The sequence below is a fragment of the Janthinobacterium sp. LM6 genome (assembly GCF_002002885.1).
Taxonomy (GTDB): Bacteria; Pseudomonadota; Gammaproteobacteria; order Burkholderiales; family Burkholderiaceae_D; genus Janthinobacterium; species Janthinobacterium kumbetense.
In genome coordinates this window covers 5,683,715-5,706,344 of the sequence record NZ_CP019510.1, presented here as the reverse complement: position 1 = coordinate 5,706,344, position 22,630 = coordinate 5,683,715, and the positions used below count along the sequence as shown (strand labels likewise).

At 64.8% G+C, this 22,630-nt stretch carries 20 protein-coding genes; 16 read left to right on the top strand and 4 right to left on the bottom strand.

From position 1 onward, the window contains the following. Window positions 1–2 precede the first annotated feature (2 nt). The 4 genes from aroE (at window position 3) to BZG29_RS25050 (ending at window position 3,771) form a co-directional block, all read left to right on the top strand. Window positions 3–830, top strand: a complete 828-nt coding sequence (gene aroE / locus BZG29_RS25065) for a shikimate dehydrogenase (protein ID WP_077409281.1) — start codon at window positions 3–5, stop codon at window positions 828–830. Next, window positions 827–1,558, top strand: a complete 732-nt coding sequence (gene mtgA / locus BZG29_RS25060; RefSeq protein ID WP_077408489.1) for a monofunctional biosynthetic peptidoglycan transglycosylase — start codon at window positions 827–829, stop codon at window positions 1,556–1,558. The genes aroE and mtgA overlap by 4 nt, the downstream gene beginning before the upstream one ends. 221 nt (window positions 1,559–1,779) lie before the next feature. After that, window positions 1,780–2,745, top strand: a complete 966-nt coding sequence (gene corA, locus BZG29_RS25055; RefSeq protein ID WP_077408488.1) for a magnesium/cobalt transporter CorA — start codon at window positions 1,780–1,782, stop codon at window positions 2,743–2,745. Between the two features lie 309 nt (window positions 2,746–3,054). Continuing rightward, entirely contained in the window at window positions 3,055–3,771 is a 717-nt protein-coding gene (locus BZG29_RS25050; protein ID WP_077408487.1) for an HAD-IA family hydrolase, read from the top strand. A 2-nt stretch (window positions 3,772–3,773) separates the two neighbouring features. Here the strand turns inward: BZG29_RS25050 and hemL are convergent, their stop codons facing one another. Continuing rightward, window positions 3,774–5,063, bottom strand: a complete 1,290-nt coding sequence (gene hemL, locus BZG29_RS25045; RefSeq protein WP_077408486.1) for a glutamate-1-semialdehyde 2,1-aminomutase — start codon at window positions 5,061–5,063, stop codon at window positions 3,774–3,776. Window positions 5,064–5,108: 45 nt separating this feature from the next. Further along, window positions 5,109–5,966 (bottom strand): hydroxymethylpyrimidine/phosphomethylpyrimidine kinase, encoded by an 858-nt coding sequence (locus BZG29_RS25040; protein WP_077408485.1) that lies wholly within the window; start codon window positions 5,964–5,966, stop codon window positions 5,109–5,111. A 96-nt stretch (window positions 5,967–6,062) separates the two neighbouring features. Between BZG29_RS25040 and BZG29_RS25035 the strand changes: the two genes are divergently transcribed. The 6 genes from BZG29_RS25035 to BZG29_RS25010 all read left to right on the top strand — a co-directional run bounded on the left by BZG29_RS25035 (window position 6,063) and on the right by BZG29_RS25010 (window position 15,324). Continuing rightward, on the top strand, window positions 6,063–6,215 hold the full coding sequence (locus tag BZG29_RS25035) for a rubredoxin (protein ID WP_010401308.1): 153 nt from the start codon (window positions 6,063–6,065) through the stop codon (window positions 6,213–6,215). Window positions 6,216–6,300: 85 nt separating this feature from the next. Beyond that, window positions 6,301–6,723, top strand: coding sequence for a response regulator (locus BZG29_RS25030; RefSeq protein WP_077408484.1), 423 nt, complete (start codon window positions 6,301–6,303; stop codon window positions 6,721–6,723). A gap of 36 nt (window positions 6,724–6,759) precedes the next feature. Next, window positions 6,760–7,125, top strand: a complete 366-nt coding sequence (locus tag BZG29_RS25025; RefSeq protein ID WP_077408483.1) for a response regulator — start codon at window positions 6,760–6,762, stop codon at window positions 7,123–7,125. A gap of 2 nt (window positions 7,126–7,127) precedes the next feature. Further along, on the top strand, window positions 7,128–7,754 hold the full coding sequence (locus tag BZG29_RS25020) for a chemotaxis protein CheW (RefSeq protein ID WP_077408482.1): 627 nt from the start codon (window positions 7,128–7,130) through the stop codon (window positions 7,752–7,754). Continuing rightward, window positions 7,754–9,991 carry a methyl-accepting chemotaxis protein gene (locus BZG29_RS25015; RefSeq protein ID WP_077408481.1) on the top strand — a complete coding sequence of 746 codons (2,238 nt, stop codon included), beginning with the start codon at window positions 7,754–7,756 and terminating at the stop codon, window positions 9,989–9,991. The genes BZG29_RS25020 and BZG29_RS25015 overlap by 1 nt, the downstream gene beginning before the upstream one ends. A 41-nt stretch (window positions 9,992–10,032) precedes the next feature. Further along, a complete protein-coding gene (locus BZG29_RS25010; RefSeq protein WP_077408480.1) occupies window positions 10,033–15,324 on the top strand; it encodes an Hpt domain-containing protein in 5,292 nt (1,763 codons plus the stop codon). A gap of 1 nt (window position 15,325) precedes the next feature. On the opposite strand, the gene BZG29_RS25005 is transcribed toward BZG29_RS25010, so the two are convergent. Next, complete coding sequence (locus BZG29_RS25005; protein WP_077408479.1) at window positions 15,326–16,789, bottom strand: deoxyribodipyrimidine photo-lyase; 1,464 nt, start codon at window positions 16,787–16,789, stop codon at window positions 15,326–15,328. 386 nt (window positions 16,790–17,175) lie between these two features. Here BZG29_RS25005 and BZG29_RS25000 point away from each other — a divergent pair, with 386 nt between their 5' ends. The 6 genes from BZG29_RS25000 (at window position 17,176) to BZG29_RS24975 (ending at window position 21,868) form a co-directional block, all read left to right on the top strand. After that, a complete protein-coding gene (locus BZG29_RS25000) occupies window positions 17,176–17,778 on the top strand; it encodes a YqgE/AlgH family protein (protein WP_077408478.1) in 603 nt (200 codons plus the stop codon). 11 nt (window positions 17,779–17,789) lie between these two features. After that, on the top strand, window positions 17,790–18,173 hold the full coding sequence (gene ruvX / locus BZG29_RS24995) for a Holliday junction resolvase RuvX (protein WP_077409280.1): 384 nt from the start codon (window positions 17,790–17,792) through the stop codon (window positions 18,171–18,173). 38 nt (window positions 18,174–18,211) lie between these two features. After that, window positions 18,212–18,736: a bifunctional pyr operon transcriptional regulator/uracil phosphoribosyltransferase PyrR gene (gene pyrR / locus BZG29_RS24990; protein WP_034780225.1), complete on the top strand. Its 525-nt coding sequence runs from the start codon at window positions 18,212–18,214 to the stop codon at window positions 18,734–18,736. Beyond that, window positions 18,729–19,694, top strand: a complete 966-nt coding sequence (locus BZG29_RS24985) for an aspartate carbamoyltransferase catalytic subunit (protein ID WP_034746695.1) — start codon at window positions 18,729–18,731, stop codon at window positions 19,692–19,694. The genes pyrR and BZG29_RS24985 overlap by 8 nt, the downstream gene beginning before the upstream one ends. 24 nt (window positions 19,695–19,718) lie before the next feature. After that, the gene (locus BZG29_RS24980; protein ID WP_077408477.1) at window positions 19,719–21,020 is read left to right on the top strand and encodes a dihydroorotase; all 1,302 of its coding nucleotides are present in this window, start codon (window positions 19,719–19,721) and stop codon (window positions 21,018–21,020) included. Window positions 21,021–21,121: 101 nt separating this feature from the next. Then, on the top strand, window positions 21,122–21,868 hold the full coding sequence (locus tag BZG29_RS24975; protein WP_077408476.1) for a 1-acyl-sn-glycerol-3-phosphate acyltransferase: 747 nt from the start codon (window positions 21,122–21,124) through the stop codon (window positions 21,866–21,868). Here BZG29_RS24975 and BZG29_RS24970 read toward each other — a convergent pair. Further along, window positions 21,865–22,629 carry an ABC transporter permease gene (locus BZG29_RS24970; RefSeq protein ID WP_077408475.1) on the bottom strand — a complete coding sequence of 255 codons (765 nt, stop codon included), beginning with the start codon at window positions 22,627–22,629 and terminating at the stop codon, window positions 21,865–21,867. The two genes, BZG29_RS24975 and BZG29_RS24970, sit on opposite strands and share 4 nt — an antisense overlap. Window position 22,630 lies beyond the last annotated feature (1 nt).

The following is a 22,630-nucleotide window of genomic DNA, read 5'->3' as shown; positions in this document are numbered from 1 at the left end:
AGATGAATCCCGATCAATATTGCGTCTTCGGCAATCCCATCGCCCACAGCAAGTCCCCCCTGATCCACGCCGCGTTTGCCTTGCAGACAGGCCAGCCCATCGTCTATGAGCGCCGGCTGGCGCCGCTCGATGGCTTTGCCCTGGCGGCCCGTACGTTTGCCGCCGAGGGCGGCAAGGGTGCGAATGTGACGGTACCCTTTAAACTGGACGCGTGCGCGCTGGCCACCGAGCTGACGCCGCGTGCGCAAGCGGCCGGCGCCGTCAATACCCTGCGTTTCGATAATGAAACCATTCTTGGCGACAATACCGATGGCGCGGGCCTGGTGGCGGACATCGTACGCAACGCGGGCGTGAGCGTCGCGGGCAAGCGTATCCTGCTGCTGGGCGCCGGCGGCGCGGCGCGCGGCGTCGTGCTGCCCTTGCTGGAGCAGGGGCCGCAGGAAATCTTCATTGCCAACCGCACCGTGGCCACGGCCGAGGCGCTGGTGGCGCAGTTTGCCGACGCGCTGGCGCACCCCGGGCAGCTGCGCGCCGGCGGCTACATGCAGCCCGATGGCCAGTTCGATATCGTCATCAACGCCACCTCGGCCAGCCTGGCGGGCGACTTGCCGCCCGTGCCGCCGGGTATTTTCGGCCGCGACACCCTGGCGCTGGACATGATGTACGGCGCCCAGCCCACCGTCTTCATGGACTTTGCCGCCCAGCATGGCGCGCAGGTGCGCGACGGCCTGGGCATGCTGGTGGAGCAGGCGGCCGAAGCGTTTTACGTGTGGCGCGGCGTACGACCGCAGACGCAGGATTTGCTGGCGCAATTGCGCAGTGCCCTGTGAGCGCCGGCAAGAAGGGCGCGCGCAAGGGCGACAGCGGCAGCCGCTACGGCTGGATCAAGTGGCTGTTCATCCTGCCCGTGCTGGCGTTTATCGTCGTGCAACTGTATTTCTTCCTGCAAATCTGGTGGTGGGTCGACCATAACCCGACCAGCACGGCTTTCATGCGCGAACAGTTGTCTGTCTTGCAGGACAAGAATCCCAATGCCACCATCAAGCAGACGTGGGTGCCGTACAACCGCATTTCGAACAACCTGAAGCGGGCCATCATCGCCTCGGAAGACGCGAATTTTTCCGAGCACGAAGGCGTGGACTGGGAAGCCTTGCAAAAGGCATATGAAAAGAACAGCAAGAAGCAGAAAGTCGTGGCGGGCGGCTCCACCATCACCCAGCAGTTGGCGAAGAACCTGTTCCTGTCCGGTTCGCGCAGCTATGTGCGCAAGGGCCAGGAACTGATCATCACGTATATGCTGGAAAACCTGATGGAAAAGCAGCGCATTTTCGAGATTTATCTGAACGTGGTGGAATTTGGCACGGGCACCTTTGGCGCCGAGGCGGCCGCGCGCCACTATTACAAGGTCAGCGCGGCGGGCCTGAGCGCGGGACAGGCGGCGAAACTGGCCGTGATGCTGCCGAATCCCCGCTTTTACGACCGCCACCGCGATACGGGCTACCTGAACCGGCGTACCAGTGTCATCCTGCGCCGCATGGGGGCGGCGGAATTGCCTTGAGGATAGTGGAATTTCTTTGCATAAAATTAAAGCTGCCTGATTGGCATTATTGCGGCGCAGCATCTTAATTGGCCCGGTTGGTGCAACGCCGCACTTTTTCCGTGAAAAAGCGGTGCCGGGGGTGGTCGTGAAAAGGCCTTTGCGGGTACACTTGCGCTGTTTTCATTTTTGGCGCCAGCGCCAGCACATCACGATAACCCAACATCCGGCTGAGAGCGCGCATGATCAATGTCTTTGTATTACAGAATGGCCGGCTCAACCAGGTGCCGATCGACAGCCGCGCAGACCTCGAAAATGCCGAACCGGTGTGGGTCGACCTGACCGACCCCACCGATGATGAACGGGCCTGGGTCAAGGCCATCTACAACGTCACCTTGCCGGGCGAAGACGAAGTCAAGGATATTGAAGCGTCGGCCCGCTATTACGAAGCGGAAAACGGCGACTTGCACCTGCGCACGGACTTCCTGCGCGAAGAAGACGACGGTCCCTCGCGCGTCATCACCGTGGCCTTCATCCTGGCCCGCAAGATTTTGTTTTCCATGCATACGGACGACTTGCCCGTGTTCCGCCTGGTGCGCATGCGCGCCCGTTCGCGGCCAGGCTCGATTGCCGACTACATGGATGTGCTGCTCGACCTGTACGCCACCGATGCCGAATATTCGGCCGACGTGCTCGAAGGCATCTACCAGAACCTGGAAGAAGTCAGCACGCGCGTGCTGCAAAAGGAATTTACCGATGCGCACGCGGCTGAAGCGCTGAATGCGATTGCCCACGAGGAAGATTTGAATGGCCGCATCCGCCGCAACATGATGGATACGCGCCGTGCCGTGAGTTTCCTGATGCGTGGCCGCTTGCTCAATTCCGAGCAGTTCGAGGAAGCGCGGCAGATTTTGCGCGACATCGAATCGCTGGATGGCCACACGTCTTTCCTTTTTGATAAAATCAACTTCCTGATGGATGCCACCGTCGGCTTCATCAACATCAACCAGAACAAGATCATCAAGATATTCTCGGTGGCCAGCGTGGCCTTCCTGCCGCCTACCCTGATCGCCAGCGTGTACGGCATGAATTTCAAGCTGATGCCGGAACTGGAATGGTCGTTCGGCTATCCGTGGGCCTGGGGCCTGATGGTCACCAGCGCCATCGCACCCTTCCTGTACTTCCGCCACCGCGGCTGGCTGAAATAAGCCCTTGTCGCCGGGACGCGTCCGCGCCCCGGCGCTACCACCGGATCTTGTCCGGATTTCAATGCGAGCGCAGCAATTTCAAAAATCAGCGATAATCACTGGTATTGCGTGGTATTGAATTGGTATTCGCGCGTAGCCGCTTGCCTGACGCCTGATTCTTTCCCCGTTGGCTGCCTTTGGCAGAAAAGTATCGTCATTCAGACGTTTTCTGCGTGGTAGCGTCCGCCTGTTCCACCTATGATCGTTGCGATGCCAGCCTTGGCCGGCTGGCCGCCGCATTTCCCGTCACTGTTGCCTTCTGGAGAGTCCATGCCTGATACCGTCACCATCCCAACGCGCTTTACCCACCTGATCAGCGACTGCGACGGCGTGCTGGTCGACAGCGAGGCCGTGGCCCTGCAAGCGCTGCTGGAATTGCTGGGGCCGCGCCTGCCCAACCTGCCCGAGGGCGTCACCCTGCAGGGCTTGATCGAGCCGCGCCTGGGCCAGCGCCTGGTGCCGCTGATGCAGGACATTTACAAGGAGCTGGGCTTGCCGCAATTGCCGGCCGACGAGATCATGGCCATCGGCAACGCCGTCGATGTGGCCTGCGATGCGCAGCTGCGCGCCGTGCCCGGCGTGGCGCTGGCGCTGGCAGCCATTCCCCTGCCCAAGGCCGTGGCCTCGAACAGCGTCAGCGCGCGCGTGCTGTCGTCGCTCGAGCGGACCAGCATGGCGCCGCTGTTCGACAAGCGCGTTTTCACGCCGGACCTGGTGGGTCACGCCAAACCGCATCCGGGCCTGTACCTGGCAGCCGCGGCAGCTTTCGGCGTGCCGCCGGGCCAGTGCCTGGTGCTGGAAGACAGCGTCACGGGCGTGACGGCCGCCGTGGCGGCGGGCATGACGGTCCTGGGCTTCATCGGCGGCGGGCATATCGCCGCCGGCCAGGAAGCGCGCCTGAAGGCGGCTGGCGCGCATGTCGTGTTCAGCGACATGGCCAGCCTGCCGGCGCTGGTGGCCGCGGTGATGGACACCGCGGCGGTGTAACTTTACGCGAGCTTGGCAAACACCTTGCGTGCGGCAGCGATGGTGGCGTCGATGACGGCATCGTCGTGCTGCGCCGAGACGAAGCCCGCCTCGAAGGCGGCTGGCGCGAAGTACACGCCTTCGTCCAGCATGGCGTGGAAGAAGGCGTTGAACTTGCTGCGGTCACCCGCCATCATTTCCGCGTAGCTGGTCGGTGGGGTGGCGCTGAAATAGATGCCGAACATGCCGCCGATATAGTCGGCGCAGAAGACCACGCCCGCTTCTTTTGCGGCGGCCGTCAGGCCTTCGGCCAGGCGCTTGGCCGTGGCGCCCAGCTGCTCGTAGAAGCCTGGCTGCTGGATCAGTTTCAAGGTGGCCATGCCGGCCGCCACGGCGACCGGGTTGCCGGACAAGGTGCCGGCCTGGTAGACGGCGCCCAGCGGTGCCATATGGTGCATCAGCGCCGCGCTGCCGCCGAAGGCCGCCACCGGCATGCCGCCGCCGATCACCTTGCCCAGCGCCGTGAGGTCCGGCTGGATGCCGTACAGCGCCTGCGCGCCGCCCAGGGCCACGCGCAAGCCGCACATGACTTCATCGAAAATGAGCAGGGCGCCGTGCTGCGTGCACAGTTCGCGCATCGCCTGCAGGAATGCCGGCGTGGCTTTCACCAGGTTCATGTTGCCGGCCACCGGTTCGACGATGACGCAGGCGATTTCCGCGCCGAAGCTGTCGAAGGCGTCCTTCAGTTGTTCCACGTTGTTATAGTCGAGCACCAGCGTGTGTTTCACGAAGTCTTCCGGCACGCCGGCCGACGTCGGGTTGCCGAAGGTGAGCAGGCCGCTGCCCGCCTTCACCAGCAGCGAATCGGCGTGGCCGTGGTAGCAGCCTTCGAACTTGACGATCTTGTCGCGGCCCGTGGCGCCGCGCGCCAGGCGCAGGGCGCTCATGGTCGCTTCCGTGCCCGACGACACCAGGCGTACCTGCTCGATCGACGGCACCAGGCGCGTGATTTCCTCGGCCATCAGCACTTCGCCTTCGGTCGGCGCGCCGAACGACAGGCCCAGCGCGGCCGCATCCTGTACCGCCTTTACCACTTCCGGGTGGGCGTGGCCGACGATCGCCGGGCCCCAGGAGCCGATGTAGTCGATATAGCGCTTGCCATCCGCGTCCCAGAAGTACGGGCCTTCGGCGCGCGTGATGAAGCGCGGCGTGCCGCCCACGGAGCGGAAGGCGCGCACGGGCGAATTGACGCCGCCTGGCGTGGTTTTTTGTGCGCGGGCAAACAGGATGTCGTTTTGTGAAGTCGTCGTCATGATAATCGTGCCTTGAAAGTGGATCGTTGTCTGTGTCGTCTGTACTTATTGGGCGCCGCGCTGGCGCTGCTGCCGGAACAGCCGGTTCGGCACCAGCTTGCCCATGCCGTGGCGCTGCGCGTGGGCCAGCGCGCCGGTGGTAAATTCCTGCGCCGCCACGACTACCTGCGGCACATCGTCTTCGTTTTCCGCCAGGGCCAGCAGGGCGGTGGCCGCGGCCGACAGGGTGCTGCCGGCGCCGTTGAAGATGCCGGGCAGGTGCTGCCATTCGTCGTGGCGCACCACGCCGTCCTCGCCGAACAGGGTATTGGCGCGCAGCTTGCCTTCGGCCGTGCCGGACTTGCTGGCGTCGGCCGGCATGCCGGTGACGAGCACGTATTCGCAGCCCAGCGCCACCAGGTAATCGACGTCGTTTTGTAATGTGTCGTCCGGGTCGGCATCGCGCCAGGTCTCGGCCAGGCGTTCCAGTTCCACCGGCGAGAGCACCAGCAGGGTCGTTTGCGGGATCAGCAGCTGGCGCACGGCCGTGAGGATGTCTTCGTCGTCCATGCCCTGTTCCGGCAGCGCCGAAATGAAGGGGTCGAGGATCAGCGGCACGTTCGGATAGTCGGAGACGATTTCGGCGATGGCCGTGACGTTTTCCACGCTGCCCAGCGCGCCGATCTTGATGGCGGCCACGGACATGTCTTCCAGCAGTACGCGCGCCTGGTCGGAAACCCAGTCCGGATCGACAGCTTGCACGTCTTCCACGCGCGCCGTATCGCTGATCAACAGGCCCGTGGTGACGGACAGGCCATGGCAGCCGAAGGCTGAAAACGTGGCCAGGTCGGCCTGGATGCCGATCGCGCCGACCGGATCGGACACGCCGAAGCTTAATATGAGGGGAGAAGTTTGGTTTTGCACGGCGGGTAGATTAAGATACCTAATTCAGCATTTTACTTGATTGAAGGGTGGCAGAACGTGAGTAGCAACGAAACAACGCAGCAATTCCAAACGTGGATGTGTCTTATTTGCGGCTGGGTTTATGATGAAGCGGCCGGTCTGCCCGACGAAGACATCGCTCCGGGCACGCGTTGGGCCGATGTTCCGATGAACTGGACCTGCCCTGAATGCGGTGCGCGCAAGGATGATTTCGAGATGGTGGCGCTGTAATTGATCGCAGTCCATGGGATGCCGCTGCCGCACGCAGGTATCGCGGCAGCCTGTGCTATGGTATGAAAGATTGTCGAATAATCACATGACGCGTCCCTTTTTGCCCGAGGCGCCGGCCGATGCCGCGTGCACAGGCACCACGATACTCGTCATCGACGACAGCGCGACGATACGCAGCGCGGCCGCGAAAATCCTGGGCGAGGCCGGTTATCGTGTGGTGGTGGCGGAAAACGGCTTCGAGGCCCTGGCCAAGATCGCCGACTGCCGGCCGGCGCTGATCGTGTGCGACATTGTGATGCCGCGCCTGGACGGCTACCGCACCTGCGCGCTGATCAAGGCCAGCGCGGCGTATCACGCCACGCCGGTGCTGATGCTGTCGTCGAAGGAGGGCCTGTTCGACCGCGCGCGCGGCGCCATGGCAGGCGCCAGCGCCTGCCTGGCCAAGCCGCTGGCGCGCGAGGCGCTGCTGGAGGCCGTGCGGCTGCACCTGGCCAGGCATTTTGAGTAAGTGGTTTTATTGATTGACAACGCAGCAAGGAAGCAGATGGCCATACACACAATTCTGATCGTCGACGACTCGCCGACAGAACGCTATTACCTGAGCGAGATCCTGGTGCGTGCCGGTTACGCCGTCCTCACGGCGCAGGATGGCGCCGACGCGCTGGCGCAACTCAAGCAGGCCAGGCCCGACCTGATCCTGATGGACGTGGTGATGCCCGGTGCGAATGGCTTCCAGATCACGCGCGCCATCGCGCGCGATCCCGAACTGCAGGACGTGCCGGTGATTATCTGCTCCAGCAAGAGCCAGGAAACGGACCGCATCTGGGGCTTGCGCCAGGGCGCGCGCGATTACCTGGTCAAGCCGGTGGTCGAAGCCGAGCTGTTGGCCAAGATCGCCGCGATTTCCTGAGCATGCAGACGATGCCAGGTCACGGCGTGTCCACAGCGGCCTTTCCGCCTGCCGCCGCCATGCCGTCTTTCGAGACGGGTGCGCGGCAGGGGCGCTTGCGCCAGTATCAGCTGCAATTGATCGAGCGGATACAGGCCGCGCGCAGCGGCACGCTGGCGGCGCGCAAGGAACTGGGCGTGATGCTCGGTGGCCGGCCGTGCCTGCTCGACTTGACGCAGCTCGGCGAAATCGTCATTGCCGCCGGCGTGCAGATCCAGGGCGTGCCGCTGGCGCAGGACTGGTACCTGGGCCTGGCGGCCATGCGCGGACGCCTGACGGGGGTCGTCGACCTGGCCCGCTACATGGGCGAAGCGGCTTGCGCGCCCGGCAATTACTGCCGCATCATCACGTTTTCTCCCCGCCTGGGTCTCAATTGCGCTTTGCTGGTCGAACGCGTGCTGGGCTTGCGCCAGCTGCGCACGATGCAATCCATCCCCTTGCCGGATGCGCCGCCGTCCTGGGCGTCGCAGGCGCTGCGCGACAGCGAAGGGCAGCAGTGGCTGCGCCTGGACCTGGCGCAGCTGGCGCAGTCGGCACGCTTCCTCGACGCCGGCTTTGACGGCCCCCCTGACCACAAGGATATTTGCTGATGGGTGCCCATTCCCCTATCCTGGCGGCCGGCATGCCCGAAGCGCAGCACGCTCCGGAAGCACCGGCATCGACGGCCGACCTGCCGCTGCGCCTGCGCGACGCGCTGGGACGGCGCAAGTCGCTGGCCAGCGCGCCGGCCGGGGACTGGAGGCTGCCGCTGATCGGCCATTTTCCGCTGCAAAAACAATTGAGCATTCTGTCGACGGTGATGGCCTTGAGCCTGGCCGCCAGCCTGCTGTTCGTCGGGCTGAACACGCGCAGCGGCAACATCGCCTCGGCGCAGACGCAGCTGGCCAGCGACGCGCTAATGCATTCGCAGCGCATCGGCAAGGCCGCGCCGAACGCCGTGCAAGGCAATCCGGAAGCCTTCCGCCAGCTCGAGGAAAGCCGCAATGAACTGAACCAGGATTTCCGCCTGATGCTGCGCGGCGGGACGTATCACGGCCGCGATATCGGCGAGTCGCGTTCCGCGCTGCTGGCGGCGGTGGCCGACGCGCGCAAGAAGTGGGCCAGCAGCGACCGCGCGGCCAGTACCATCCTGCGCCTGAAACCGGAACTGGGCGAATTCGACAAGACCTTGCAGCAATTGAATGCGCTGTCGCCGGCGCTGCTGGCGCAGACCGAGGAAGTCGCGGCGCTGAAGGTGCAGCGCGGCGGCAATGCGCGCGATCTGGCCGTCATCGGCCGCCTGATGATGCTGAGCCAGCGCATGAGCCGCAGCGCCAGCGAGTTCCTGTCGTCGGGCAGCATCAGCTCGGAAACGGCGTTTTCGCTGGGGCGCGACACGACGTATTTCCGCACGGCCGTCGAAGGCCTGCTCAATGGCAGCGTGTCGCTGCAATTGGCGCCCACGCGCGACGCCGAACTGCGCGACCGGCTCGTGGCGCTGAAGGCCAGTTTCGATACTTACCAGAAGCTGGTCTCATCGATACTCGACCGGCTCGACAAATTCAGTTCGGCGAAAAGTGCCGAACAGCTGATCTTCAACGAGAACGAAGACCTGCGCCAGCGATTGACCCTGCTGCAGCAGATGTACCACGTGAACCAGGAAACCCTGGGCGTCGCCTTCTGGATGATGGTCGGCGGCGTGCTGCTGACCCTGATCGCGGCGGCGGGCATCGGCAGGGTGCTGCTGCAGGACTCCGTCAACCGCACGCGCGACGCCGAGCGGCGGCGCCAGGAAGCGGAAATCCTGCGCCTGCTGTCGCAGGAACAGGAGGAGCAGGCCAAGGCCAAGAATGAACAGAACCAGGCGGCCATCCTGCGCCTGATGAACGAATTGCAGAAGGTCGCCGACGGCGACCTGACGGTACAGGCCACCGTGTCGGAAGACATCACGGGCGCCATCGCCGATTCCGTCAATTACACGGTCGAGGAATTGCGCGGCCTGGTGGGCAGGGTGACGGCGACGGCCGAACAGGTCAACCGCGCCTCGACGCAGGCGCAAAGCATCTCCAGCAAGCTGCTGATCGCGTCGCAGCAGCAGTCGCGCGAAATCCAGGGCGTCAGCGCCACCGTGGTCAAGATGGCCAATGCGATTACCGACGTGTCGAAATCGGCCAGTGTCTCGGCCGACGTGGCGCGCCAGTCGGTGGCGGCCGCGCAGCAGGGTTCGACGGCGGTGGAAAACGCCATCAAAGGCATGCATGAAATCCGCGAGCAGATCCAGGATACCTCCAAGCGCATCAAGCGCCTGGGCGAATCGTCGCAGGAAATCGGCGAAATCACCGAGCTCATTTCCGACATCACCGAGCAGACCAACGTGCTGGCGCTGAACGCGGCCATCCAGGCCGCCTCGGCTGGCGAGGCGGGGCGCGGCTTTTCCGTCGTCGCCGAGGAAGTGCAGCGCCTGGCCGAACGCTCGGCCGCCGCCGCCAAGCAGATCGGCGCGCTGGTGCGCACCATCCAGGCCGATACCCAGGATGCGACGCGGGCGATGGAAACCTCCACGCAGGGCGTGGTCGAGGGCGCGCGCCTGTCCGACGCGGCCGGCGCGGCCTTGAACGATATCAGCCAGGTGTCGAAACACCTGGCTGAACTGATCCAGGGCATCTCGTTCGCCACCGGCACGCAGGCCGGTTCGGCCAGCGGCGTGGCCTTGAATATCCAGCATATCCTGAGCGTGACGGAGCAGACCCAGGATGGCACGCAGCAAACGGCGCAATCGATCCATAAACTGTCGATGCTGGCGCAGGAACTGAAAAATTCGGTGTCGCGCTTCCGCGTCGCCGCCTGAACGCCGCGCCAGTCCAGGGCGAATTCCTTACCGAGGCATGCATGAGCACACCTGATAGTCCACTGCAGTCCAAGCCGTTCGACAGCGAACCTTTGTCGTGGGTGATGGTGGAAATCCGCGAAGCGCTGGGCCGCTCGAAAACAGCTTTGTTCGAGGCGGGTGGCCGCGAGCGCGAGGAACGCGCCACGGCCCTGCAGCATGCGCGCTCGCACCTGCACCAGGCACATGGCGCACTGGTGATGGTCGACGTGGCCGGCGCCAGCCTGCTGACGGATGGCGCGGAGCAGGCGCTTTCGCGCTTTCGCGACGGCAGCCTGGAATACACGCTGGACCATGCGCAAGTCGTCGCCGAACTGTATCAGGCCCTGAGCGAATACCTGGAAGACCTGGTGGCCGGCACGCCGCCGCAGCCGACGCGCTTGTTCCCCTACTACCGCGACCTGCAAACCATGCTGGGCGCCGAGCGCATCCACCCTGCCGACCTGTTTTTTCCGCCCACGACGGTGCTGGAAGGGCATGCGATTGCGCTGGCGGACGCGCCGCCGGTGGCCGATTATCCGGCCTGGCGCGGGCGCTTTGAAAAGTCCCTGCTGCCGTTCCTGAAGGCGCAGGATGATGCGGCGCGGCGCCAGCACGCCGGCGACCTGCACGCCACGCTGGCCCTGGTGGCCGACGCGCAGCAGGAGGCGCCGGCGCGCACCTTCTGGTTCGCCATGCAGGCGTTTGCCGGGCTGGCGGCCAGCGGTGAGGGCATGGGCACGCTCAACGTCAAACAGTTGTTCGGCCTGATCAATCTGCAGTTGCGCCGCCTGGCGCAGGGGACGGCCAGCCTGCCCGAAGCGATGCTGCGCGACGCCCTGTTCTTCATCGCCGCGGCACACGCGCCGACGCCGGAGGCGCGCCAGCTGCGCGCCGCCTTCGCGCTGGAAGGCATGCTGCCCGCCGACGTGGAAACGCGGCGCTACGGCCAGGTCGACCAAAAGGCCTTGCAAGGCGCCCGCACGGCACTGGCGCAGGCGCGTGCCAGCTGGAGCCGCCTGGCGCAAGCTGACCTCGATCCCGCCCTGGGCACGGATTTTGACGCATCGTTGCAACAGGTGGCCGCGCATGCGGAGTCCCTGAAGCAGCCGGCCCTGGCCAGCCTGTTGCGCGAATGCGCGGCCGTGGCGCGGCAAGCCGTGGCCAGCGGGCGCAGTGCGGCCCTGGAAAATGAAATCGGCATGGCGCTGCTGTTTGCCGATACGGGCCTGGAGCAGGTGCGCCGCCTGCCCGACGATTTCGCCGGCAATGCGGAAACCATCGCCGCGCGCCTGCAGGCGCTGCTGGCTGGCGAAGCGCCGCCGCCCGTCACGGCGGGCGAGCTGTCGCGCCAGATCGAACAGGGGCAGACGGTGGCCGTGCTGGCCGAGGAAATGAAGACGGGCCTGCGCCAGGTGGAAAAGGTGCTCAATGCGTATTACGCGGATGCAGCGGGGGCGAAGGCGGGGGCACTCGATGGCGTCGCGCCCGTGCTGGAGCAGTTGCAGCAGCAGTTGGCCGGGCTGGAACAGGACGAGGCGCGCGCCGCCGTGCTGCAGGTCGATGCGGCCGTGCGGCAGCTGGCCGATGGCGACGCCAAGGCGGATGCCAATGCGGAGGCGCAGACCGAGGCGCTCGACGAGATCGCGCAAAATGTCAGTGCGCTGGGATTTTTTGTCGATATGCTGGGCCGTAACGCGCAGGCGGCCAGCGGGCGTTTCCATTTCGACGCGGCCGCCGGCGCCTTCCGCGCCCTGCCATTTGAAAAAGTCGCCGCCGCCGGTGCCGTGCCCGTACCCTTGCTCGACCAGGCCCTGTCGCCTGCCGCGCCTGCCGGCATGGATGCCTTGCCGGCAGTGACCGATGTCGACGCTGAGATGCTCGATATTTTCATCGCCGAAGCGCGCGAAGTGCTGGCCTTTGTCGACACCACCCTGGCCCTGCCGCGCGAGCAGGCTGCCAGCGGCGACCATCTGGCCATGCTGCGCCGCTCGTTCCACACCTTGAAGGGCAGCAGCCGCATGATCGGCCTGGCGCAGTTTGCCGAGGCGGCCGGCGCCATCGAGCGCGTCATGAATACCTGGCTGGCCGAAGCGCGCCCCGTCAGCGACGATCTGTTTACCCTGCTGAACTACGGCTGGTACCAGCTCAGTGAATGGGTGGCGGAACTGGAAGGCGGGGCAGGGCGAGAGCGCGAGGCCGGCATGCTGCTGGCGGCGGCCGAGCGCGTGCGCGAAGGCGGTCCGTTCGAATTGCGCAAGCCGCGCCAGGCCGCGCCTGTGGCCGGCAACGGCAATGTGATCGGCCTTCCCTTGGCCACGGCGCCCGCGCTCCACGAGGCGCTGGACGATCACCTCAAGCACGTGGGCGAACTGCGCATCAGCCTTCCCTTGTACAACATCTACCTGGCCGAGACGGATGAATTGCTGCGCGTGCTCACGCGCGACTTCGGCGAATGGCGTCATGAGCAGCGCGCCGTCAGCGTGGAAGCGCTGCAAGCCGTGCATACCCTGGCGGGGACGTCGGGCACGGTCGGCTTCCAGTCCCTGCGCGACCTGGCGCACGCGCTCGAGACGGTGATCGAAACGGTGGTGTCGCCGCTGGCCGGCCTGCGCGCCGAACAGCACGACGTGCTGGAGCAGGCCACGCAGCGCATCGGGCAAATGCTGCAGGCGTTTGCGCTGGGCGACCTGGCGCCAACGCAGCCGGATATGATCGAAGCGCTCAACACCCTGTGGCGCGCCCTGACGGCGCCGCCCGGCGAGAGCAAGGAAGAGCGGCTCGACGCCCTGTTTGCGGCCGCTTACGCCAGCATCGTCGGCTCACCGGCGCACCCTGCGGAAGCGCTGCCCGACGCGCTGGCCGAGGTCCCTGTGCCGCAGCTCGAGCCCCTGTTCCAGGCGACGTATGCCAGCATCGTCGCCGACGCGCTGCAGCCGGCTGCTGCCGAAGTACCTCCGCCAGCGCCGGTGCACGACAGCGGCGCCAGTGACGACCTGTTCGACGCCGGTTTCGAACATGCGCCGCCATTGGAGCACGCGGCGCCGGAAGCGCCGGCGCCTGCCATCATGCCAGCCGATGCGGCCGCGCTGCTGGCGGCCAGCGCCGGCATCAGCGATGAACTTGACCTCGATTTATTGTCCGTCTTCCTGGAGGAGGGCGCCGACTTGCTGCCGCAGATCGGCGAGGCGCTGCGCAGCTGGCAGCAGCAGGCGCACGATAGCGGGCAGGCGCAGATGCTGTTGCGCACCCTGCATACGGTCAAGGGCAGCGCGCGCATGGCCGGCGCCATGCGCCTGGGCCAGCATGCGCATGAAATCGAGACGCATATCGAAAACATGCTGCACGCGGGCACCGCCACGCCACAGGCTTTCGAGGAATTGCTGGCCCATTACGACCATGCGTTGCACCTGTTCGAGCAGTTGCAGCAGCCCTTGCTGCCCTTGCCGGGCATGGAAGACACGCCGGTTGCCGAACCGAAGGCGGCCCTGGTGCGCGTGCGCGCCGATATTCTCGATCGCCTGGTCAACCAGGCTGGCGAAGTGTCGATCACGCGCTCTAAAATGGAAAATGAAGTCGGCGTGCTGGGCGCATCGCTGTCCGAGTTTTCCGACAACCTGGCGCGCTTGCGGCGCCAGCTGCGCGAAGTGGAAATGCAGGCCGAATCGCAGATTGCCTCGCGCATGGCCGTCGGCAGCGAGCGCGATTTCGATCCGCTTGAATTCGACCGTTTTACGCGCTTGCAGGAACTCACGCGCATGATGGCTGAAAGCGTCAACGACGTGGCCTCTTTCCATGAAAACCTCAGCCACAGCGTCGATGCGGTGACGGACGACCTGGTGCTGCAGGCGCGGTTGACGCGCGAGCTGCAGCGCGACCTGATGCAGATCCGCATGGTGCCGTTTGCCAGCATCGCTGAACGCTTGTTCCGCGTGGCGCGGCAAAGCGCCAAGGAAGTCGACAAGCGCGTCAATCTCGACATCCGCGGCGGCGGCGTGGAAATCGACCGCAGCGTGCTCGAACGCATGGCTGCTCCGTTCGAACACCTGCTGCGTAACGCCATCGTGCACGGCGTCGAGCCGCGCGACGCGCGCCTGGTCGCGGGCAAGAGCGAAACGGGCGAGTTGCTGGTGCAGGTCAGCCAGCAGGGGAACGAAGTGGCGATCGCCTTTTCTGACGATGGCGCAGGACTGGACCTGGAACGCATCTGCGCCAAGGCGCACGGCGCCGGCCTGCTGGCGACGGACGCGCCATTGACCGACGCACAGGCGGCCGAGCTGATTTTCACGCCGGGTTTTTCCACCGCCGACAGCCTGACGGAATTGGCCGGACGCGGTTTTGGCATGGACATCGTGCGCTCCGAAGCGCTGGCGCTGGGCGGGCGCGTGGAGACGCTGACGCAAGCGGGCCTGGGCATGCGCTTCACCATCCACCTGCCGCTGACCCTGGCCGTTACGCAAGTGGTGCTGCTGGCGGCGAACGGCAAGACGTATGCCTTGCCATCGGTACTGGTGGAGCAGGTGCTGCACCTGAAAGGCGAGCAGCTGGAGCAGGTGCGGGCAGCCGGATGCATCGAGTCGCACGGCCAGTCGCTGGCGCTGCACCACCTGTCGGCCATGCTGGGCGAGACGCCGGCGCTACAGGCCACGCAGCGCTATGCGCCCGTGCTGTTGCTGAGAAATGGCAATGACAGGCTGGCCTTGCAGGTTGATGACGTGGTGGGTAACCGCGAAGTCGTGGTCAAGCACGTAGGCCCGCAACTGGCGCGCATGCCGGGCATTGCCGGCGCCACGGTGCTGGGCACGGGCGACATCGTGCTGATCCTGAACCCCGTGGCGCTGGCGCAGCACCTCGAGCACCATCCGGAACTGCTGTCGCAATATGCGCTGGCCAGCCGCGAGCAGCGTGCCGTTTCCAGCGCGTTGGCGGTGCCGGTCGTGCGCGTGATGGTGGTCGACGATTCGCTGACGGTGCGCCGCGTGATGCAGCGCCTGTTCGAGCGCGAAGGCTACCAGGTGCTGCTGGCCAAGGATGGCGTCGATGCGCTGGAGCAGTTGCATGCGCTGGAGCCGGCTGCCATTCCGGCCCTGCTGCTGATCGACGTGGAGATGCCGCGCATGGATGGTTTTGACTTGACGCGCAATGTGCGCAGCGACGACAAGACGCGCGCCATCCCCGTCATCATGATCACTTCGCGCAGCGCCGACAAGCACCGCGCACATGCGTTCGAGCTGGGCGTGAATGCGTATTTCGGCAAGCCGTTCCAGGAAGAAGAATTGCTGGCGGAGGTGGGGCGCTTGTTGACCGAATCTTGAGCTACGTCACCACTTTCACCACGGCATAACGTTCCAGGGTCTCCTTGCGCGCCTCGTCGTGCTGCACCAGCGGTTCCGGATAGTCGCACCCCAGCACGATGTTTTTTTGCTCGAGCAGCATGCGCGGCACCAGCCAGGGCGCGTGAATTTCCTTGTCGCCCAGCGCCTTCAGCTGCGGCAGGTAGCGGCGGATGAAGCGCCCGCCGGCATCGAATTTTTCCGATTGCGTGATCGGATTGAAGATGCGGAAGTAGGGCTGGGCGTCGCAGCCGGACGAGGACGCCCATTGCCAGCCGCCGTTGTTCGACGCCAGGTCGAAGTCATTCAGGTGCAGCGCGAAATACGCTTCGCCGCGGCGCCAGTCGATGCCCAGGTCCTTGATCAGGAAGCAGGCCGTGACCATGCGCAGGCGGTTGTGCATGTAGCCCGTCTGGTTCAGCTGTGCCATCGCCGCGTCCACCAGCGGATAGCCGGTGCGCCCCTCGCACCAGGCCGCAAAGGCGGCATCGGCCTCGGCTCCTGTTTCCCAGGCGATGGCGTCGTAGGCTGGCTTGAAGGCGCCGCCTTCCACATGCGGGTTCTGGTACAGGATCATGGCGTAGAAATCGCGCCAGATCAGTTCGGCCAGCCACACGGGTGCGCCATCGCCGCCGCCGCCCCGGTCCATCAGGTCGACGATGGTGCGCACCAGGTAGCGCAGCGACACGGTGCCGAAGCGCAGATGCATGGACAGGTAGGACGGTCCCTTCAAGGCGGGGAAATCGCGCGCCACGTCATAGCGGGCCACGCGTTGTAAAAAATCCTCGAACAGTTGGCTGGCGCCCGACATGCCGGTGGGAATGGCCAGTTCTGCCAGGTTGCTGGCCTCGAAACCCAGCTCGCCCAAGGTGGGCAGGGGCGCCGGCGTGCCATTGCGCGGCGGCGCCAGGCTGGCCGCATGCGGCTCGATGGCGAACGGCGCCAGGCAGCCGGGTTCCGCGCGCATTTTCTTCAGCCAGGCATTCTTGTACGGCGTGTAGACGGTATACGGCTTGGCCGAGAGCGTCAGCACTTCGTCCTTTTCAAAGATCACCTGGTCCTTGAAACTGAACCACAGGCGCGCGTCGCGCGTGAGAGCGGCGGCCACCGTGGCGTCGCGCGCGATGGCTTGCGGTTCGTAGTCGTGGTTGGCAAAGACGGCGTCGGCGTTCAATTCGGCGGCCAGGCGCGGGATGGCCTCGGCCGCGTCCGCGTGCAGCACGATCAGGTCGCCGCCCAGCTGGCGCAGCTCGCCAGCGAGCTCGGCCAGGCTGGCGTGGATGAAGTCGACCCGCCGGTCGCGGCGCGGCAGGGCCGCCAGGATAGCGGTGTCGTACACGAAGACGCAATGCACGGCCTGGCTTTGGCGCAGGGCGTGATGCAGTGCAGCATGGTCAAACGCGCGCAGATCGCGCCGGAACCACACCAGGGAAGTCTTGATTGTCATTATTTCGCGTGTTCAGGGTCAAAGATAGGCCATTTTTTGCCGCCAACGGGGCTTTATCGCCGCTCGCGTCGCGCCTTTGGCGTCGCTGCGACGGCAATTCAGTGTAAACTACCGGGTATGTTCGTGGTGCTTTATGTGCGACAGCGGTTTTGCAATCAATTTTGCAATTGGCATTGAAACGCACCCGCAGGCATGGCGAATTGACCATTAATTTACAACATAACAAGAATAACGCTTGGCAACACGGTGCGCGCCGCCCAGGATGTGCGGTCGGTTGCGCCAGGCGTACGATAGCGGGGTAAGCGAGACTTGCCAGCAAGCCCACAGAGAGAGCATCGCGTATGAAAAAGAGTAAAATCGACCAGACTCTACCAGGACATCGTCTGATGCAGGGGATGGGAGAACCGGCCGCAACCGGTTCCTCCACCCTGAATCTGGCCAACCATTTCCTGATTGCGATGCCGGCCATGCAAGATCCGATCTTCGGCGGCACGGTCGTGTACGTGTGCGAACACAATGAAAATGGCGTGCTGGGCGTCGTCATCAACAAACCCACTGACATGACCATGGAAGTGCTGTTCGACCGCATCGACCTGAAACTGGCGGCCGGCAGCGACACGCCCATCATCAACGAACCGATCATGTTCGGCGGTCCGGTGCAGGACGACCGCGGCTTCGTGCTGCATACGCCGGGCGCGCGTTATTCCTCGTCGCTGACGGTGACCGATGAAGTGGCGTTTACCACCTCGATTGACGTGCTTGAAGCCGTCGCCAAGGGGGATGGTCCCGAGCGCATGCTGGTCTCGATCGGCTACTCGGGCTGGAGCCCGGGCCAGCTGGAAGACGAGATCGGCCGCAATGGCTGGTTGACGGTCGGCGCCTCGGCCGACATCCTGTTTGATTTCCCCATCGAGCAGCGCTACGTGGCGGCCATTAAACTGCTCGGTATCGATCCTCTCATGCTGGCATCGGAAGCCGGACACGCATGAGCGGTGACGCCATCGACACCATCCTCGCCTTCGATTTCGGCTTGAAACGCATCGGCGTGGCCATCGGCAATACCATGATTTGCCAGGCCAAGCCGCTCAGCGTGATCACGGCCACGGCGAACGAGCCGAAGTTTGCCGCCATCGATAGCCTGATCAGGGAGTGGGGCGCGAGCCGCATCGTGGTGGGCTTGCCCAGCCATCCCGATGGCACGGAACATGAGATGAGCGCGCGCTGCCGTCGTTTCGCCAACCAGGTGCACGGTCGCTTCAACCTGCCGGTGGAACTGGTCGACGAGCGTTATTCATCTGCCGTCATCGCTGCCAGGCGCGGTGAAGTCATCGATGACCGCGCCGCCGCCATCATCCTGCAACAGTATTTCGACGCGAATTATTAATCTGACCTTTGACCCATTCCTGAATGATCAAGAACCCTATGCCGCATCCTACGAATCCTTCCCAACTCGACGCCGAGGCCCTGTACGCGGTCTTGCTGCAACAGGTGCAGAGCGGCCTGGCGGGCATCCCCAACGTGGCCATCGTCGGCATCCATTCGGGCGGCGCCTGGCTGGCTGAACGCCTGGCGCGCGACCTCAACCTGCTCGACCGCCTGGGCGTGCTCGATGTCTCGTTCTACCGCGACGACTTTGCCCAGAAGGGTCTGCATGCAGACGTCAAGCCGACGCAAATCAGCTTTGACGTGGCCGGCGCCACCATCCTGCTGGTCGACGACGTGCTGTACACGGGCCGCACCACGCGCGCGGCCATCAACGAATTGTTCGACTATGGCCGCCCGGCGAAGATCATGCTGGCTGCCCTGGTCGACCGCGGCGAACGCCAGTTGCCGGTGGCCGCCGATTTCGTGGCCGCCTTCACTGCCGTGCCGCCGGGCCAGGCCCTGGTCCTGAAGCAAGCCGACGATGGAAAATTCACGCTCACCATAGATACCCACCATGCTTAATCCGCAACTGAATAAACACGGCGAACTGCAACATCTGCTGACGATTGAAGGCTTGCCGAAGTCTATCGTCAATCACATCCTCGATACCGCTTCCTCGTTCGTCGGCATCTCCGACCGCGATGTGAAAAAGGTGCCGCTGATGCGCGGCAAGAGCGTTTTCAATCTGTTCTTTGAAAACTCCACGCGCACCCGCACCACCTTCGAAATCGCCTCGAAGCGCCTGTCGGCCGACGTCATCAACCTGAACATCCAGGCCTCGTCGGCCAGCAAGGGCGAGTCACTGCTCGACACCATCGACAACCTGTCGGCCATGCATGCCGACATGTTCGTCGTGCGCCACGCGCAGTCGGGCGCGCCCTACCTGATCGCCAAGCACCTGATCGACACCAAGCAGCCGCACGTCCACGTGGTCAACGCGGGCGACGGACGCCACGCGCACCCGACCCAGGGTTTGCTGGACATGTACACGATCCGCCACTACAAGAAGGATTTCACCAACCTGACGGTGGCCATCGTGGGCGACATCCTGCACAGCCGCGTGGCCCGTTCCGATATCCACGCGCTGACCACCCTGGGCGTGCCGGAAGTGCGCGCCATCGGCCCGCATACCCTGCTGCCGGGCGGCCTGGAACAGATGGGCGTGCGCACCTTCACCAACATGGATGAAGGCCTCAAAGGCGTGGACGTGATCATCATGCTGCGCCTGCAGAATGAACGCATGAGCGGCGCGCTGCTGCCGTCGGCGCAGGAGTATTTCAAGAGCTATGGTTTGACTCCCGAGCGCCTGGCGCTGGCGAAACCGGACGCCATCGTCATGCATCCGGGCCCGATGAACCGCGGCGTGGAGATCGATTCGGCCGTAGCCGACGGTCCGCAGGCGGTGATCCTGCCGCAGGTGACGTTCGGTATCGCCGTGCGCATGGCGGTGATGAGTATTTTGGCTGGTAATCAGGGCTGATAGCCCAAGGACGAGTAAGCGAGCATGACGACACTACATATCAAGAACGGCCACCTGATCGACCCTGCCAACGGCATCGATGGCTTGCAAGACCTGTTTATCGCCGACGGCAAGGTGCTGGCCGTGGGCAGCGCCCCGGCAGGTTTCACCGCCGACACCACCTTTGACGCGGCCGGCCTGGTGGTTTCCCCCGGCCTGGTCGACCTGTCCGCGCGTCTGCGCGAGCCGGGCTACGAATACAAGGCAACGCTGGAATCGGAATTGCAGGCAGCCCTCCAGGGCGGCGTCACGAGCCTGGTTTGCCCGCCCGACACCGATCCCGTGCTCGACGAGCCGGGTCTGGTGGAAATGCTGAAGTACCGCGCCAAGACGCAGAACAAGGCGCACGTGCATCCGCTGGGCGCGCTGACCATGGGCTTGAAGGGCAAGTCGCTGACGGAAATGGCCGAACTGACGGAAGCGGGCTGCATCGGCTTCGCGCAGGCGGAAGAGCCGATCGAGGACACCACCGTGCTGCTGCGCGCCATGCAGTACGCGAACACCTTCGGCTACACGGTCTGGCTGCGCCCGCAAGACCCGCACATCGGCCGCGGCGGCATCGCCCACAGCGGCCCGCTGGCATCGCGCCTGGGCTTGTCCGGCGTGCCCGTGATGTCCGAAACCATCGCGCTGCACACGATCTTTGAATTGATGCGCGCCAGCCGCGCGCGCGTGCACCTGTGCCGCATCTCGTCGTCGGCGGGCCTGGAGCTGATCCGCGCCGCCAAGGCCGAAGGCTTGCCCGTCACCTGCGACGTGGGCGTGCACCACGTGCACCTGACGGACGCCGATATCGGCTTTTTCGATTCGAACGCCAGGGTCACGCCGCCGTTCCGCAGCCAGCGCGACCGCGATGCGATCCGCGCCGGCCTGCTCGACGGCACGGTCGACGCCATGTGCTCGGACCATACGCCCGTCGACGACGATGAAAAACTGCTGCCGTTCGGCGAAGCGTCGCCCGGCGCCACGGGCCTGGAACTGCTGCTGTCGCTGGCCCTGAAATGGGCCGACGACTATGCCTTGAACCAGCCGCAAGCGGGCGAGCGTCCGCTGGCGCGCGCCGTGGCCAAGGTCACGTCCGACGCAGCCCGTGTCGCCGGTATCCCGGCCGGCAGCCTGGCCGTGGGCGAAGCGGCCGACATCTGCGTCTTCGATCCCGCCGCGCGCTGGACCGTGTCGTCGGCGTCGCTGGCCAGCCAGGGCAAGCACACGCCTTTCCTCGGCTATGAGTTGAGCGGCATCGTCAAGGCGACCATTGTCGCCGGACAGGTGGCGTTTCAGCGTTAAATTTTTTGTACTGGAGTGAAACTCCAGCATACTGCCGGGGTCAGACCCGCCGGGTCTGACCCCAGAATTTGCTGTGGGTTTGCTTCTTTATCTGGTGTCATTTGAAACTTCTGCTTACCTACCGCCTCGCGCGCATCGCCATTCACCTGAGCTGCGGCATGGCCAAGAGCGCCGTGCTCTTTCCCTGGCTGGACCTGGACGGCCGCAACCGGCGGATCCGCCGCTGGTCGACGCAGCTGCTCGACATCTGCGGCGTGCGTGTGGCGCAGCCGGCCGACAGCGTGCCGGCCCTCGACCATGCGATGGTGGTGGCGAACCACGTGTCGTGGCTCGATATCTTCGTCATCAACGCCGTCCACCCCTGCCGTTTCGTCGCCAAGGCGGAAATCCGCGCCTGGCCTATCCTGGGCTGGCTGGCGGGACGCGCCGGCACCATCTTCATTTCGCGCGGCAGTAAGCGCGACCTGCGCCTGATTTTCCAGGGCCTGGTGGATAAGTTGACGGCCGGCGAGCGCATCGCGTTCTTCCCCGAAGGCACGACCGCCGCGCAAGGGCAGATCCTGCCGTTTCACGCCAACCTGTTCGAGGCGGCCATCGACGCGCACGTGCCGGTGCAGCCGCTCGCGCTCGTGTATGTGGATGACAAGGGAGCCTTGCATCACGCCGTCGATTTCATCGGCGAGATGAGTTTTGCGCAAAGCATGGTGGCGATCCTGAGCGGCCCGCCGATTACGGCGCGCCTGACCTGTCTGGCGCCCATGGCGACCCTGGACGCGCACCGGCGTGAGCTGGCGACGGCAACGCAGGCGGCCGTGGCCGCCGCGCTGCCGCTGGAAAAGAGCGCCTAGTTTTTGACGTGCAGCCAGCGCGCATGCGCGGCGCGTGCCAGGTAGTCGAGGATAAACCCGAGTATGCCGATCAGCACGATGGCGGCCATCAGCTCCGAATACGCGAGGCGGTCGCGCGTATCGAGGATGAAGTAACCGAGACCCGCCGACACGCCCAGCATTTCCGCCGGCACCAGCACGATCCAGATGATGCCGATGGCCAGGCGCACGCCCGTCAGGATGTCGGCCGTGATGCCCGGCAAAATCACCTTGAAGACGATCTCGCTGCGCGTGGCCGACAGGCTGCGCGCCAGCAGCAGCCAGTTCGGGTCGAGCCGCGCCACGCCGGCCGCCGTATTGAGCAAAATCGGCCAGACGGCCGCAAACGCCAGCAGGAAGTACACGGGCGCGTCGCCGACACCGAGCACCATCACGGCGATCGGCATCCACGATAGCGGTGAAATCATGCGCAGCAGCTGGAACAGCGGCATGGCCGCGCCGGAAAAGCTCTTCGACATGGCTACCAGCACGCCCAGAGGCACACCGATGACGATCGCCAGTCCCAGGCCGACAGCTACCCTTTGCAGGCTCAGTACCACGTGCAGCCAGATATCCGAGCCGCCCAGCATTTCCCGGAACGCCAGCGCCGTGGGCAGCGGCGCAAAGGCGGTGGCGATGGGCGTGGATTTCTCCAGCGCCGTCACGCCCATGGACCACAGCAGCAAGGCACAGGCCAGCCCCACCAGGGGCAGGCCGAACTTCGTGAACAACTTGCTTGCCATC

Excerpts from the sequence above, each read along its gene's own strand:
- aroE (WP_077409281.1), top strand. The coding sequence starts at position 3 with ATGAATCCCGATCAATATTGCGTCTTCGGCAATCCCATCGCCCACAGC.
- corA (WP_077408488.1), top strand. The coding sequence starts at position 1,780 with ATGATCAATGTCTTTGTATTACAGAATGGCCGGCTCAACCAGGTGCCG.
- BZG29_RS25050 (WP_077408487.1), top strand. The coding sequence starts at position 3,055 with ATGCCTGATACCGTCACCATCCCAACGCGCTTTACCCACCTGATCAGC.
- hemL (WP_077408486.1), bottom strand. The coding sequence starts at position 5,063 with ATGACGACGACTTCACAAAACGACATCCTGTTTGCCCGCGCACAAAAA.
- BZG29_RS25035 (WP_010401308.1), top strand. The coding sequence starts at position 6,063 with ATGTGTCTTATTTGCGGCTGGGTTTATGATGAAGCGGCCGGTCTGCCC.
- BZG29_RS25030 (WP_077408484.1), top strand. The coding sequence starts at position 6,301 with ATGACGCGTCCCTTTTTGCCCGAGGCGCCGGCCGATGCCGCGTGCACA.
- BZG29_RS25025 (WP_077408483.1), top strand. The coding sequence starts at position 6,760 with ATGGCCATACACACAATTCTGATCGTCGACGACTCGCCGACAGAACGC.
- BZG29_RS25020 (WP_077408482.1), top strand. The coding sequence starts at position 7,128 with ATGCAGACGATGCCAGGTCACGGCGTGTCCACAGCGGCCTTTCCGCCT.
- BZG29_RS25015 (WP_077408481.1), top strand. The coding sequence starts at position 7,754 with ATGGGTGCCCATTCCCCTATCCTGGCGGCCGGCATGCCCGAAGCGCAG.
- BZG29_RS25010 (WP_077408480.1), top strand. The coding sequence starts at position 10,033 with ATGAGCACACCTGATAGTCCACTGCAGTCCAAGCCGTTCGACAGCGAA.
- BZG29_RS25005 (WP_077408479.1), bottom strand. The coding sequence starts at position 16,789 with ATGACAATCAAGACTTCCCTGGTGTGGTTCCGGCGCGATCTGCGCGCG.
- BZG29_RS25000 (WP_077408478.1), top strand. The coding sequence starts at position 17,176 with ATGCAGGGGATGGGAGAACCGGCCGCAACCGGTTCCTCCACCCTGAAT.
- pyrR (WP_034780225.1), top strand. The coding sequence starts at position 18,212 with ATGCCGCATCCTACGAATCCTTCCCAACTCGACGCCGAGGCCCTGTAC.
- BZG29_RS24985 (WP_034746695.1), top strand. The coding sequence starts at position 18,729 with ATGCTTAATCCGCAACTGAATAAACACGGCGAACTGCAACATCTGCTG.
- BZG29_RS24980 (WP_077408477.1), top strand. The coding sequence starts at position 19,719 with ATGACGACACTACATATCAAGAACGGCCACCTGATCGACCCTGCCAAC.
- BZG29_RS24970 (WP_077408475.1), bottom strand. The coding sequence starts at position 22,629 with ATGGCAAGCAAGTTGTTCACGAAGTTCGGCCTGCCCCTGGTGGGGCTG.